Source organism: Flavobacterium nackdongense (genome assembly GCF_004355225.1).
Classification (GTDB): domain Bacteria; phylum Bacteroidota; class Bacteroidia; order Flavobacteriales; family Flavobacteriaceae; genus Flavobacterium; species Flavobacterium nackdongense.
On sequence record NZ_CP037933.1, the window covers coordinates 3,794,157 to 3,808,329 of the forward strand.

The window sequence follows — 14,173 nt, forward strand, 5'->3', positions numbered from 1 at the left end:
TAAATAAATTCAATAGATGACGCTGTTTTATCTAAGCTATACATTTGATTGTTAATGATTTTAATTTCACATTGAAAAAACATTTAAAAAAAGGCGGTATTTATTTGTGAAATATAGAATAGAAAGTTACATTTGCAACCGCTTAAAAGGAATATAAGTTCTTATATTGGAGAGTTGCCTGAGTGGCCGAAAGGACATGTTTGCTAAACATGCGTATGGGAAACTGTACCAAGGGTTCGAATCCCTTACTCTCCGCTTTTTTTGCACTTCGGGGTGTAGCGTAGCTCGGTTATCGCGTCCCGCAAGGCGGGAAGGCCGGCAAGGTTCTTATTATATTGAAATTAAATCAAAATATTTTTTAGATAAAATATTCGGGGTGTAGCGTAGCTCGGTTATCGCGCCTGCTTTGGGAGCAGGAGGCCGCAGGTTCGAATCCTGCCACCCCGACTGATATTAAGTTGTCTCTTAGGAGCAGCTCTTATTGTCAATGGACGCATAGCTCAGCTGGATAGAGCACCTGCCTTCTAAGCAGGCGGTCGAAGGTTCGAATCCTTCTGCGTTCACAGAAACCACTCCATCGAGTGGTTTTTTTGTTTGTATGCATTTAAAGAAAGAAATGAATTACTTCTATATTTTATATTCAAAGGAATTAAATCAATATTATATTGGTCATACTTCTGAGAATTTGCAAGAACGTTTGCGTAAGCATTTGTCTAATCACTCAGGATTTACTGCAAAAGTTAAAGACTGGATAGTAGTTTATTTTGAAGAGTTTGCTACGAAATCCTTGGCATACAAAAGGGAGTTGGAAGTCAAGAAATGGAAAAGTAGGACAAGAGTTGAAAGACTAATTGCCGAGTTCAATCGATAGTTTTTCAGGATAGTGCATCCCGATTTTTAATCGGGACGGTCGAAGGTTCGAATCCTTCTGCGTTCACAGAAACCAATCCATCGAGTGGTTTTTTTGTTTGTATTTACTTTTAACAAATATATCCTACTTTTGTATTTGATATCCAAATCAAATACTGTATGAAGTATTCCAAAACCATTTTTATTTTCTGTACAATTCTGAGTTTATATTCTTGCAAATCCCAATCGGCACATAATGTTACCAAACAATCTGTTGCCAATGACACCACCTTTGTCAATTTGAAAGATTACTCCAAAGATTTTGTGTATGATATGAAATACGCAACCTCTGATAATTTCTTGAAAGCCAAAGTCTATGATTGTGCTGAGTGTTTTTTGCGATTGAAAACAATAAAAGCGATGGTGGCCGCCAATGCCGATTTTATGAAAATGGGCTACAAAATCAAAATATTCGATTGTTATAGACCGTTAGATATTCAAAAAAGAATGTGGAAGATAGTTCCCAATCCCGATTATGTAGCCAATCCTAGCAAAGGCTCTATACACAATCGAGGTGGAGCGGTCGATATCACTTTGGTCAACGCGAAAGGAAAGGAGCTCGATATGGGAACAAGTTTCGACTTTTTTGGTATTGAAGCCAGTCATAATTATCAAAATCTTTCACAGGAAATTAAGGACAACAGAACCTTATTGAAAACTACAATGGTTCAAAATGGGTTTAATGCATTAGATTCAGAATGGTGGCATTATAATTTGAAATCCGCCTTAAATGATACAGTTTCGAATGCCAAATGGAACTGTGATTAGTTCTCTATACAATGCAAATAATTGACAAAATACGTCTCGGGTTGGTACACTTGATTGTCCATTTCTGAGGTGAATTCTTTTCTAAAAATGTAATCTTCAATATCGGTTAAATATTTTATTCGCATCAAATTGACCGGAGCACTTTTTAAATCTTCGAATGAACCTTTCAAAAACATAAAAGTTCCACTCAAAATCCTGTTGTCAAAATTTTCGTTGTCTCGCACCGAAGTACCGCAGTCCATTCGGTCTATATGAAGTAAGGTGACAATTTTCCCATTGTTCAATTGGAAGAAAATCTTAGAATTTTTATCAAAACAATTCGCTTTCATAAACTCTTTACTTTTTTGAATAAATTGCAAATTCAAATAAGGTGTTCCATCGGTCGATGACAAGGAAAAAAAGATGTAATTTTTATTTCCAGCGAAATTTTTTTCATAGATAATATATTCTTTAGTCGCTTTATAAGTGCCAATAGAATCCTTGACATTGGTGCTGTATTCGCAGTTTTTTTGGGCAAAAATCGAATTACTGATTAGAGCAATTAGTAATAAAATGGAATGTTTCATTGATTATTTAATTTTTTTGCAAATTAAAACTATTTTATTGTCATTTTCATCTGTTGTAAAAAAACAATATTGATTTCCACCTTCTTTTACTTTCCATTTTTTTCGAAGGTTCTCGACTGTTTCGGGAAAATTGCGCGTTGTTATATTGAATTTTTTGCCTTCGATATAATTTTTCATTTCTGCTTTGTTATAGTTTAAAGTGTTTTCAATTTCGAAAATTCGGCCAGGAAAATCAATGATTTCAGAATTGGTATATAAATGTGAATGTTTATGGAGTTTTTTTAATTTAAAAATAATGCTTACTTCGTCAAATCCTCCTGATTTCATGATGGCACTGTTGGGCTCGTAGAGGTATTTTTGGGGTGAGCCATAGTCAGGACTTATTAAATTCTCGTCCATAACAAATTCGAAAACATCTTGTTTTTCTTTAGCGATATTTACTGTTTTAATAGTGGTTTTTTCAATATATCCTTTTTGAATTTCCCACAACAGTTCCTTGACTTCATTGTCGAGAGCCACGATATGAATGGCTTTTACGTTTGTCAATTCAGCTAAACCAGCTGTAATGTCGAGGAGTGGAGCCGTTTTTATTAAAATCTGATTCGAAAAATTAAATAATCTACCAAGGTTTTCGGGTATATTGGGCAAACAGTCTTGGAGCATAAACACTTTGCCTTTGGCATCATTTCTTCTGGAAGGATCGATGTAAATCCAGTCCCAAATGGCACTAAGTTCGACTAAAATGGCTAAGCTATCCCCAGTGTAACATTGAATGTTCCTGACATCGAGTTGCTCAAAATTATGCTGGACAATCGCCGAAAGATCAGCGTTTATTTCGCAATGGGCGATTTTGTTTATTCTTTTTGAAAAGTAGAAATCGTCCACGCCAAAACCGCCGGTCAGATCGATGAGGCTTTCTCCGGAAACAATCTGCGATTTGTACGAAGCGGTTTTTTCAGATGAGGTTTGTTCGACCGATATTTTACTCGGATACAAAATATTTTTCGCACGAAACCAAGTTGGTAATTTGTCTTTTACTTTAGTTTTGGCTTCTATTTGCTGTAGGATTGCAATCCAATCGACTTTTGGAAACGGATTTTTTTGCAAGGCCAATTTTGTGATTGTGGCATCCCTATTTTTATCGATAAAGTCTTGAATTTCGGGATGTAAGAGTTTGAAATCCAAAATCAGATGTTTTTAGTAAATAGTTGAATCAGTTTGTTGTCGGGCAAAAATTCTTTTCCGATTACTTTCAAAATGGTATAAATAGGAACAGCGATTACCATGCCTAAAATTCCGGAAAGAAAACCGGCTATGAGAATGACCAAAAAAATTTCTAAAGGATGCGAACTGACACTCTTCGAAAAAATCAAAGGCTGTGATACATTGTTATCAATAAGTTGCACAATCCAAAAACCAATTAAAACATAGACGGTTGTAGGCAATAATACAGTTTGAAAATCGGAACCTAAATGACTCAACATCGTTAAAATGGCTGCCAAAACTGAGGCGATCAATGGGCCGATGTAGGGAACAATATTGAGTACAGCGCATAAAAATGCAATGATAAATAGGTTGGGAATTCCGAAAATAAGGAGCACAATGACATACAATACAAAAACAATGCTCAATTGTAGTAATAAGCCAATAAAATAGCGAGACAATAAATGGTTGATCTTATGAATGGAATTTAAAATTTGTTCTTCGTGGGTGTCTGGAATCAATTTTTTTGCGCTTGTAACAAAGAGAACGCGGTCTTTGAGGAAGAAAAAGGTAATAAATAGAACCGAGCCTAGACCTATTCCGAAACTGCTGATAGTTCCTAAAACGGTATTTAAGAAATCAGGAATAAAATTTAAGTTTATTTTCGAACCGAGCTTCGCTTCCTTGATAAGTTCAGAAGTATCGATATTATGGCTCTCTAAAAAAAGGAAGGCTTGATCCTTCAATTCGGCTATGTCTTTTTCAATTTCGACCGTTTTTAGTAAGGATAAATTTTGACCTTGTGAGGCAATCAAGGGCACAAACATCAAAATCAGACCCGCAATACAGAGGATAAAAAGCGAGAGAGTCGTAACGGTGGCAAAGGTATGCTTGAATTTGAATCTCTTTTTTAGGAAATCTACAATAGGATTCCCAATCAAGGTTAGAATTAAGGCCGAAACCAAATAGATCAATACCGATTGGGTCAGGTATATGAAATACAAGAACAAGGCAGCTAACGCCAGAAAAAATAGTGCCCTAAGGATACCATTTGCTATAATTTTGGATGTAATCATTGTGGTTGTAATTTGAGGCTAAAGATAAAAAAAACTCGCTAAATGTAGCGAGTTTATAAGAGATAGCAACTTAAAAAATTATTGGCCTATGGCAGCTCTCGGTCCACCCGAAGTGAAAATAGCAGCCATTCTTGCTTTTTGTCCATTAGTAAACATATACATTGCACGATCGTCGGTATAGTCCATATAATTCATTGTCATTTCGTTGTGAACTGGTAAGCACGTGCTTACAAATGGATATGCTGGATCTCCATAATTAGCCGTTTTGGCCACTGGAGTATCTGCTACTAAGTCATTTCCACATGAAGCATCTCCCCAAATATGGCGTAAATTCATCCAGTGTCCCACTTCGTGAGTTCCTGTTCTTCCTAGATTGTAGGGAGCACTTCCAGCACCTGATAATCCAAAATATTTAGAATCAATTACGACACCGTCGGTTGAAGATGACCCTCCAGGAAATTGGGCATAACCTAAAATTCCGCCACCAATAGTACAGGCCCAAAGATTAAGAGTTGTGCTTGGCGAAGTCGGGTCTAAGCCACCTTTTTTGGTGCTTTTCATTGCATCTCTAGTTCCCCAAGACGTTTTCGTAGTAGCTTTTCTATTGATACCTGCTAATTCGAATGTGATTCCCACATTTGCCGCTATGCCAGACCATTCTGCAGGAACACTGCCAAAATCAGCATTTGTTGCGGTAAAATCTTTGTTCAACACATCTATTTGAGATTGGATTTGAGCATCGGAAATATTTTCGGTTGCAGTTCTGTATAACACATTTATTACCACAGGTATGACAATTTTACCATTTACTAATTTGAAATTTGAATTAAGTCTCGAAATTCTAGCCTGGGTAAACGTTTCAATTTCATTCATGCGGATCGCTAGAGTTGGGTCGGCTTCTAATTGAGCCTCGAGAACATCTTGTGCGGCGCACATACGGCGCCCGGTGGCACTAGCTGCTAGATCGTTGGTCTCTGTGGTTTCGTTTTGACACGAAAATAGCATTAAAACAGCTGCTGCAGATAATAAGATTTTTTTCATAAACTACGGTTTTTAAATTATTGGTTTAGTTAAAGTGTTGACAATTTTAACAATAAAATGGCAGATAAGCAAATTTTTAACAATATAAAATAATTGATTATCAATTAGTTTTGCTTTTTAGCAGTGAACTTGGTATGTATGAACGGTCTGATTGTGGTCGAATGCAGGACTCGAAACCACTTTTGGGGTGGTAGGAGAATTTAAGGATTCAAAACAACTGCCTCGGAGATTTAATTATTGAAGCTGTAGTTCAAAATATTGGCGCCCATTTTTAAGGCTCTTTCACGAACTTCTTTCGGGTCGTTATGTACTTCGGCATCTTCCCAACCATCGCCCAAATCACATTCGAAAGTGTACAATAGCGCGAGTCTATTGTCAAGAAAAATACCGAATGCTTGAGGGCGTTTTCCATCGTGCTCGTGAATTTTAGGTAAGCCATTGGCAAAAAGAAAGGGCTTCTGAAAAATGGGATGATTCGCCGGAATTTCGACTAAATCGGTATTGGGGAATATTTTCTTGATTTCTTTGCGGATGTATTGATCCATCCCATAATTATCGTCAATATGAAGGAAACCGCCTGAGGTCAGATAATTTCTTAAATTACTAACATCGGCATCGCTGAAAACTACATTGCCGTGTCCGGTGAGATGCACAAACGGGTAGGAAAACAATTCAGGACTGCCGGGTGTGACTGTAGCTGGTTTTGTTTTGATGGTTGTATTGATATTGGCGTTGCAAAATTTTATTAAATTGGGCAATGAGGTCGGATTGGCATACCAATCGCCGCCGCCGCTGTATTTGAGCAAGGCTATTTCTTGGGAAAAACCATACATTGAAACCAATAGAAAAAAGCAAAAGATTTTTTTCATATTTTTTTAAATAAATAAACCTCAAAGGTTGTCAAAACCTATGAGGTTTAAATAAAATTATAATTTATTCTGTAATTCCTCCTTGCTGGGTTAGTGCGCTTTCATTCACAAAAACCACACTATGACAAGCCACAACAGCGGCGGTTTCGGTTCGTAATCTAGTATTTCCTAATGATACCGGGATGAAATTATTTTCCAATGCCAATGCAATTTCTTTTTCTGAGAAATCGCCTTCGGGACCAATCAATAAGGTAACATTTTCGTTGGGTTCCAATACCGATTTCAATGATTTTTTATCGGTTTCTTCACAATGCGCAATCAGTTGTAAGCCTTCGTTTTTGCGTTTTATAAATTCCTTGAAACTGATGGCTTCGTTGAGTTTGGGCAGAAACAACACATTGGATTGTTTCATTGCCGTCAGCAAAATTTTCTCAAAACGTTCGCTATTTACTACTTTTCGTTCAGAACGATCACAGATAATCGGTGTGATTTCGTGAATACCAATTTCAGTTGCTTTTTCTAAAAACCATTCGTAACGGTCATTCATTTTGGTCGGGGCAACAGCCAAATGCAAATGGAATTTGGAAGGTGTAGCTTTTTCTACTTCAAGAATTTGCACCGTACATTTATTGTCCGAGGCCAAAGTGATTTCGGTTTTGAACAACAAGCCCGCACCATTGGTGACAAATAAAATATCGGTATCTTTTTTGCGTAAAACTTTCACGATGTGCTTGCTTTCTTCTTTGTCAAAGGAAAAACTTTGGGTCGCTTCGTCGATATTTGGATTGTAAAATAATTGCATAATTTAAAATTGAATTCGTGCTTTGGAAACCACAGCTGAAGTTTCGAAATTTTGGGATAAAAACTTTTGATAACCTACAATTCCAATCATAGCGGCATTATCGGTGGTGTATTCAAATTTAGGAATGTAGGTTGTCCATCCGTATTTACTTTCGGCTGCTTTCAACGTAGTTCGAATTCCGGAATTGGCCGAAACGCCTCCGCCGATAGCGATTTGTTTGATACCCGTTTCTTTTACTGCCAATTTCAATTTATCCATCAAGATTTCGATAATGTTATGCTGAATGGAGGCACAAATAGCATTGAGATTTTCCTCCACAAAATTCGGATTTTCAAGCTTTTTCTTCTGGATAAAATACAAAATGGCCGTTTTCAATCCTGAGAAACTAAAATCCAATCCAGGCACTTTCGGTTTGGTAAATTCGAAGGCTTTTGGGTCGCCCAATTGGGCATATTTATCGACTAGTGGACCTCCTGGGTAGGGAAGACCCAAGATTTTGGCGCTTTTGTCGAAAGCTTCTCCCACCGCATCATCAGTGGTTTCGCCGATGATTTCCATATCGAAAAAATCATTGACTTTTACAATTTGGGTGTGCCCACCGGAGATGGTCAGTGCTAAAAACGGAAATGTTGGTTTGTTATAGCCTTCTTCGGCAATAAAGTGCGCTAAAATATGCGCTTGCATATGATTTACAGCTAGTAACGGTATTTGCAAAGCCAAAGATAAGGATTTGGCGAAGGAGCTTCCCACCAATAGCGAACCCATCAAACCGGGGCCTTGAGTGAATGCAATGGCAGATAGTTGCTCTTTTGTTATATTTGCTTTTCGCAAAGCAGCATCGATAACAGGTACAATATTTTGTTGGTGTGCTCGCGAGGCCAGTTCCGGAACAACGCCTCCGTATTGATTGTGAATCAATTGGTTAGCAACAACATTCGATAGGACTTGGTCGTTTTTTAAAACCGCTGCGGCAGTGTCATCGCAAGAACTTTCGATCGCAAGAATAAAAACCTCGGAATTTTGCATAAAAAGGCACAAATTTTGAATTATATTTGACAATCCGTACTATAGCGTTTACGGAGGACCCAAAATTAAAGAATTTTTAGTTAAGCAGTTGCTGTTTGTGTTGCCAAATTAGAATTTAGAAAAAATTAAAACCAAAATAGATATCAAAAAATTTAAAAAAATAGTATTTCGTTCGGTTCTTGGACTAATCCTACTTTTATTGCTGCTTGGTATCGCTCTGGCTTTGCCATTTGTTCAAACTGCTATTGGCCATTATGCTACCAATGCGCTCAACGAAAAATATAAAATCAGCATTAATGTGGAGCAGGTGTCACTGACCATTTTTGGTGGCGTTAAATTCAAGAAAGTCCTTATTCTGGATCATCACAATGACACTTTGGTTTATGCCAACCGCATAAAAACCTCCATTTTAGACTTTGATAAACTATTGAATGTCGATTTGATTTTTGGTGATATCGATGCCGATGGCTTGTATTTCAATATGAAAACCTATAAAAAGGAAAAACAATCCAATCTCGATAGGTTTGTAGCCGCTTTTGATACGGGAGCCCCACCATCGAAAGACCATTTTTTGATGACTGCCTCCAAAGTTAAAATTACCAATGGTCACTATAGTCTTATCGATGAAAACAGAGCGAATCCGACGGATGTCAATTTTACCAAAATTAATTTGGCTGCCACAGCGCTCAGAATTTATGGTGCCGAAGTCAGTACAACTGTCAATGCCTTGTCATTTCAGGACCATCGCGGTATTTTTGTAGAAGATTTGTCGACCAAATTCAGTTATAATGCGAAGCACATCAAGCTTGAAAATCTTGAGTTATTGACCAAGGAATCGAACTTGAAAGGTGCTGTGGTGATGAATTATGAATTGGAAGACTTTGCCCATTTTACCGATAAAGTCGAATTCGATATCAAATTAGAAAAAGCCAATTTGGGCACCAATGATCTACGAGGATTTTATGCTGAATTGGGAAAAAACCAACGATTTAAAATCAAAGGTCGCATCAAAGGTCCGTTGAATAATTTGGTTTTATCCAGTTTAAATTTGAATGATACGAAAAGTTCGCAAATTTTAGGAACGATCAATTTTAAAAATCTATTTCCAAGTGAAGGGAAAGAATTTTATATGAATGGCAAGTTCGCCAAACTTTCGACCAACTATGATGATTTAGTGGCGATTTTGCCGAAGGTATTAGGGACGAGATTACCTGTTATTTTGAAGAAATTGGGAACAATCAATTTGGTGGGCGATGCGCAAGTCACCACCACAGCCTTGGACGCTGACTTTAAAATGAATACTCAGTTGGGAAATGTCGATGCTGTTTTGAGCCTCGAAAATATGAATTTGACCGACAAAGCTTCTTATGCAGGAAATGTAGTGTTCGATAATTTTGATTTGGGCGCTTTTATAGACCAAAAAGATTTGGGACGACTAAGTTCAAATCTCGAGCTGAAGGGTACAGGATTTTCTGAAAAGTATTTGAATACGAGTTTAAAGGGAACTGTTTCACAACTGTATTATAATAAGTACAATTATCAAAACATAGACTTAAATGGCAATTTTGTAAAAGGACTTTACAAAGGCACTATCAAAATCAATGATCCCCATTTGAAATTGAATTATGATGGTTTGGTCGATTTGAGCCAAAAACAAAGTAGGTTTGATTTTCACATCAATGTTGAACAAGCCGACTTGAAAAAGCTGAATTTCAAACAAGATGTGGTGGCGAAGTTCAAAGGCGATGTAATTGTCAAATTATCGGGAAATTCTATTGATAATCTTCGTGGCGATGTCCTGATCAATAAAACAACCTATCAAAATGCAAAATCTACTTATTATTTTGATGATTTTTCTATTAATTCCTCTTTTGATCCGGCCGGAGTACGAACCATTCAATTAAAATCTACGGATATCATTGAAGGAGAAGTTGTTGGAAAATTTCAATTCAATCAATTGCAAAAATTAGTCGAGAATTCATTGGGAAGCCTATATGAAAACTATCGCCCATTACAAGTTAAAAAAGGGCAGTTTCTGAATTTTGATTTTACCGTTTACAGTAAAATTATCGAAATCTTTTATCCTGAAATTTCCATTGCCAGCAATACCGTCGTCAAAGGTACTTTGGCTTCGGATAATCATGAATTCAAATTCGATTTCAATTCGCCAAAAATAACAGCTTCCAGCAATACTTTTGATAATGTTAGAGTCAATGTCGATAATACAAATCCGCTGTATAGTGCCTTTATTGAAGTCGATAGTATCAAAACGAAACAGTACAACATCAGGGATTTCAGTTTAATAAACGTCATTGTAAACGATACTATGCGAATTCGATCCGAGTTCAAAGGGGGTAGCAAAGGACAAGACTATTTCAATTTGAATTTGTATCACACCTTCAATAAGGAAAATAAAAATGTGGTAGGAATACAGAAATCCGAAATGAAACTTAAAGATTATGTGTGGCATTTTAATGAAAAAGATGAAGATGATAATCAAATCGTTTTTGATAAAGCTTTCAAAAATTTCTCTTTCGAAAATATCATTCTGACGCACAACGAGCAGGAAATTACTTTTACCGGTGTCATCAAAGGGGATTCCTATAAAGACTTGAAGTTGAATGTGAAAAATGTGGATCTGAATCAAATTACACCCGCTGATCCTAAATTTACCATCAACGGAAACTTGAATGCCGTGGTCGACTACAAACAGGATAAAAACGTATATAAACCGACCGCTTCCATACAAATCGACCAACTCAATATTAATGCTACCGACTTAGGTAATTTGAATTTTGAAATTACCAGCGACGAAAGTTTCAAAAAATTCAATGTACAGTCTTCTATCGAAAAAGAAGCGGTGACCTCCTTGGCGGTCGATGGAAGTTTTGAGATTGTAGATAAAAACACCATTTTGGATTTAGAGCTCCAACTCGATCGGTTCAATTTGGGTTTCCTCAGTCCGCTTGGTGGGGAAGTAATTTCGAACATTAGAGGCGTGGCATCGGGTGCTGCAACTATCGAAGGCAATCTGAATAAACCAGAAATCAACGGCAGACTTTATGTAGATGATGCGGGCTTGAAAGTACCTTATTTAAATACCGATTATTCCTTAGATAAACGGACAGTAGTGGATTTATCGGACGAGAAGTTTTTGTTTAAAAACAATATGCTTACTGATACCAAATTTGGTACAAAAGGGTATTTGAACGGAGTTATAGAACATCATAATTTTTCGGATTGGAAATTGGATTTGAAAATTAATTCTAAAAATTTATTGGTCTTAGATACACAAGATGCAGAAGATGTGGCGTACTATGGAATTGCATTTATTAATGGGGTGGCAACAATCAAAGGGCCAACCAATGCTTTGTTTATAAAAGTAGATGCCAAATCAGAAAAAGGGTCTTCATTGAAAATTCCCATCAATGACTCAGAAAGTGTGAGTTCGAATGATTTTTTACACTTTTTGACGGCTAAAGAGAAGTTTAATATAAAAAATGGAATTGTCGACAATTCCAGAAATTACAACGGTCTGGAATTGGAATTTGATATCGATATTACGCCCGATGCCGAAGTGGAGGTGATTCTGGATCGCAATACCGGACACGGAATGAAGGGTAGAGGAAACGGAACTTTGCTATTGAAAATCAATACGCTGGGGAAATTTAATATGTGGGGTGATTTTCAAGCGTATGAAGGTTTCTACAACTTTAAATACGGCGGAATTATTGATAAAAAATTCACCGTCAAAAAAGGAGGTTATATTTCCTGGGAAGGCGATCCGATGAAAGCGAGATTAAATTTAGAAGCCATTTATAAAACTTCTGCAAATCCATCGGTTTTATTAGAGAATTCATCCTTTAACCAAAAGGTCGATGTCAATGTTGTTATCGGACTTCGGGGCGATTTGACCAAACCTGAGCCCGACTTTAATTTTGATTTTCCAAGGGTGAGCAATGTCTTGAAAGCTGAGATCGATTACAAATTGACTGACAAAGATGTGCGCCAAACTCAAGCCTTGTATTTGTTGTCTACGGGGAGTTTTTTAAGCTCGGAAGGTGTTAATCAGTCGGCTTTTTCTCAAAGTGCTTTCGAAACTGCTTCCAGTTTGCTAACCAGTATGATACATTCTAATGACGAAAAATTTCAAGTTAAGCTGGATATTATTGGATCCGACAGAACTAGCGGACAGGAAACTGACGGACGTTTTGTGGCAGAGATTTCCTCTAAAATCAACGAAAGAGTTACCATTAACGGAAAAGTTGGGGTTCCTTTCGGAGGTGCGACTCAAACAGCGGTGGTTGGCAATGTTGAAATATTGTATCGCGTAAATGATGACGGAACCGTTAATTTGCGATTTTTTAATCGAGAAAACGACATTACTTATGTAGGCGAAGGGATTGGTTATACCCAAGGTGTTGGGGTTTCTTATGAGGTTGATTTTGACACCTTCACTGAATTGGCCAATAAGTTTTTCAAAAAAGTTAAATTCAAAAAAGCCCAAGAATTAGACACTACGGATCACGATTCTAATTTTGTTCCAGAGAAAGAATCTTCCAAATCGAACAAGCCCAGTTCGAAAGAAACAGCCCCAAATTTAGAAGGACGAGTTCCAGAAGAGGACTAAGAATTAGACCGAAATGTCAGGGTATCACCGTCGCAATTCCAAAAAAAATTGTTGTAAAAAATGCATTTTCAAAGGGAATTATTATTTTTATTACAATATATAAGCAACTTATTAACGATAACGTTTGAATTTGGCGGCTTTTACTAAATTATTAAAAACATACCTGCTAAATTGCCGAATGTTTATTAAATTTACACTTTTAATACTTAAATAATGTCAAAAACAATAAAAAAAATAGCTGTACTAACCTCGGGAGGAGACTCTCCAGGTATGAATGCAGCCATCAGATCCGTAGTTAGAACTTGTGCATATCATCAGATAGAATGTGTTGGAATTTATAGAGGTTATCAAGGAATGATTGAAGGTGATTTTATACCAATGGGACCCCGAACCGTGCACAATATCATCAACAAAGGAGGAACTATACTGAAATCGGCGCGCTCGAAAGAGTTTATGACTTCAGAAGGTCGTAAAAAGGCCTACGATCAATTGCAGAAAGCAGGGGTAGAAGGTTTTGTAGTAATCGGTGGAGACGGTAGTTTTACTGGAGCCGAAATTTTTAATAAAGAGTTTCAATTTCCTGTAATGGGAATTCCTGGGACGATTGATAATGATATCTTCGGAACGAGTCATACACTAGGATACGATACTGCGCTTAATACAGTAATAGACTGTATCGATAAAATTCGTGATACTGCCAGTTCGCACAATAGATTGTTCTTCGTTGAGGTAATGGGGCGTGATGCAGGTCATATCGCTTTGAATGCCGGAATCGGAGGAGGCGCCGAAGAGATTTTGATTCCTGAGGAAGAATTGGGACTAGAACGATTGTTAGAATCGCTTAAAAAAAGTAAGGCATCCGGAAAATCATCGAGTATTGTTGTGATTGCCGAAGGGGATAAAATTGGTAAAAACGTATTCGAACTCAAAGATTATGTCGAAGCGAATCTGCCAGAATATGAAATTCGTGTATCGGTTTTAGGTCATATGCAACGTGGTGGAGCGCCCTCTTGTTATGACAGAGTTCTTGCCAGTAGATTGGGCGTCAAAGCTGTAGAATGTTTGTTGGAAGGCAAATCTAATTTTATGGTGGGGATGTTGAATGACAAAGTGACCATCACTCCATTGTTGCAAGCCATCAAAGGCGAATCGGAAATCGATAGAGAATTGCTTCGCGTTGCCGAAATAATGTCAGTATAAAAAGAGGCTTCGGCCAAAACAGTAATAAATTAAATGAATAATAATCTGCTTGAAGCACGAGCTTTGAGCCAAAACAATCAAAA

Annotated in this window: 11 protein-coding genes and 3 tRNA genes; 7 read left to right on the forward strand and 7 right to left on the reverse strand. The window is 37.2% G+C overall.

Translation table 11 applies throughout. The annotated features are described in order from the left end of the window. Positions 1-168 precede the first annotated feature (168 nt). The 5 genes from E1750_RS16310 to E1750_RS16330 all read left to right on the forward strand — a co-directional run bounded on the left by E1750_RS16310 (position 169) and on the right by E1750_RS16330 (position 1,677). Positions 169-255: transfer RNA gene (locus E1750_RS16310), tRNA-Ser, on the forward strand. A gap of 117 nt (positions 256-372) precedes the next feature. Continuing rightward, positions 373-447, forward strand: a tRNA-Pro gene (locus E1750_RS16315). Between the two features lie 42 nt (positions 448-489). After that, positions 490-563: transfer RNA gene (locus E1750_RS16320), tRNA-Arg, on the forward strand. Between the two features lie 53 nt (positions 564-616). After that, positions 617-871, forward strand: a complete 255-nt coding sequence (locus E1750_RS16325) for a GIY-YIG nuclease family protein (protein ID WP_133277791.1) — start codon at positions 617-619, stop codon at positions 869-871. Between the two features lie 158 nt (positions 872-1,029). After that, positions 1,030-1,677 carry a M15 family metallopeptidase gene (locus tag E1750_RS16330; protein WP_133277792.1) on the forward strand — a complete coding sequence of 216 codons (648 nt, stop codon included), beginning with the start codon at positions 1,030-1,032 and terminating at the stop codon, positions 1,675-1,677. Here E1750_RS16330 and E1750_RS16335 read toward each other — a convergent pair. The 7 genes from E1750_RS16335 to tsaD form a co-directional block, all read right to left on the reverse strand. Next, positions 1,674-2,243, reverse strand: coding sequence for a hypothetical protein (locus tag E1750_RS16335; RefSeq protein ID WP_133277793.1), 570 nt, complete (start codon positions 2,241-2,243; stop codon positions 1,674-1,676). The genes E1750_RS16330 and E1750_RS16335 overlap by 4 nt on opposite strands. Before the next feature lie 3 nt (positions 2,244-2,246). Further along, positions 2,247-3,428, reverse strand: coding sequence for a THUMP-like domain-containing protein (locus E1750_RS16340; RefSeq protein ID WP_133277794.1), 1,182 nt, complete (start codon positions 3,426-3,428; stop codon positions 2,247-2,249). A gap of 2 nt (positions 3,429-3,430) precedes the next feature. Beyond that, positions 3,431-4,522 (reverse strand): AI-2E family transporter, encoded by a 1,092-nt coding sequence (locus tag E1750_RS16345; RefSeq protein WP_133277795.1) that lies wholly within the window; start codon positions 4,520-4,522, stop codon positions 3,431-3,433. Between the two features lie 78 nt (positions 4,523-4,600). Next, positions 4,601-5,563 (reverse strand): zinc metalloprotease, encoded by a 963-nt coding sequence (locus tag E1750_RS16350; RefSeq protein WP_133277796.1) that lies wholly within the window; start codon positions 5,561-5,563, stop codon positions 4,601-4,603. 230 nt (positions 5,564-5,793) lie between these two features. Continuing rightward, positions 5,794-6,432: a DUF4159 domain-containing protein gene (locus E1750_RS16355; RefSeq protein WP_133277797.1), complete on the reverse strand. Its 639-nt coding sequence runs from the start codon at positions 6,430-6,432 to the stop codon at positions 5,794-5,796. A gap of 64 nt (positions 6,433-6,496) precedes the next feature. Next, positions 6,497-7,234 carry a 16S rRNA (uracil(1498)-N(3))-methyltransferase gene (locus E1750_RS16360; RefSeq protein WP_133277798.1) on the reverse strand — a complete coding sequence of 246 codons (738 nt, stop codon included), beginning with the start codon at positions 7,232-7,234 and terminating at the stop codon, positions 6,497-6,499. Between the two features lie 3 nt (positions 7,235-7,237). Continuing rightward, positions 7,238-8,260, reverse strand: a complete 1,023-nt coding sequence (gene tsaD, locus E1750_RS16365) for a tRNA (adenosine(37)-N6)-threonylcarbamoyltransferase complex transferase subunit TsaD (RefSeq protein ID WP_133277799.1) — start codon at positions 8,258-8,260, stop codon at positions 7,238-7,240. Positions 8,261-8,459: 199 nt separating this feature from the next. Here tsaD and E1750_RS16370 point away from each other — a divergent pair, with 199 nt between their 5' ends. Together E1750_RS16370 and pfkA are read left to right on the forward strand one after the other, a co-directional pair. Further along, positions 8,460-12,890: a translocation/assembly module TamB domain-containing protein gene (locus E1750_RS16370; protein WP_227873913.1), complete on the forward strand. Its 4,431-nt coding sequence runs from the start codon at positions 8,460-8,462 to the stop codon at positions 12,888-12,890. Between the two features lie 213 nt (positions 12,891-13,103). Next, positions 13,104-14,090, forward strand: coding sequence for a 6-phosphofructokinase (gene pfkA, locus E1750_RS16375; RefSeq protein ID WP_133277800.1), 987 nt, complete (start codon positions 13,104-13,106; stop codon positions 14,088-14,090). Positions 14,091-14,173: the final 83 nt, after the last annotated feature.

Coding starts and splice junctions, on each gene's coding strand:
- E1750_RS16335 (WP_133277793.1), bottom strand. CDS start 2,243: ATGAAACATTCCATTTTATTACTAATTGCTCTAATCAGTAATTCGATT.
- tsaD (WP_133277799.1), bottom strand. CDS start 8,260: ATGCAAAATTCCGAGGTTTTTATTCTTGCGATCGAAAGTTCTTGCGAT.
- E1750_RS16360 (WP_133277798.1), bottom strand. CDS start 7,234: ATGCAATTATTTTACAATCCAAATATCGACGAAGCGACCCAAAGTTTT.
- E1750_RS16345 (WP_133277795.1), bottom strand. CDS start 4,522: ATGATTACATCCAAAATTATAGCAAATGGTATCCTTAGGGCACTATTT.
- pfkA (WP_133277800.1), top strand. CDS start 13,104: ATGTCAAAAACAATAAAAAAAATAGCTGTACTAACCTCGGGAGGAGAC.
- E1750_RS16350 (WP_133277796.1), bottom strand. CDS start 5,563: ATGAAAAAAATCTTATTATCTGCAGCAGCTGTTTTAATGCTATTTTCG.
- E1750_RS16325 (WP_133277791.1), top strand. CDS start 617: ATGAATTACTTCTATATTTTATATTCAAAGGAATTAAATCAATATTAT.
- E1750_RS16355 (WP_133277797.1), bottom strand. CDS start 6,432: ATGAAAAAAATCTTTTGCTTTTTTCTATTGGTTTCAATGTATGGTTTT.
- E1750_RS16330 (WP_133277792.1), top strand. CDS start 1,030: ATGAAGTATTCCAAAACCATTTTTATTTTCTGTACAATTCTGAGTTTA.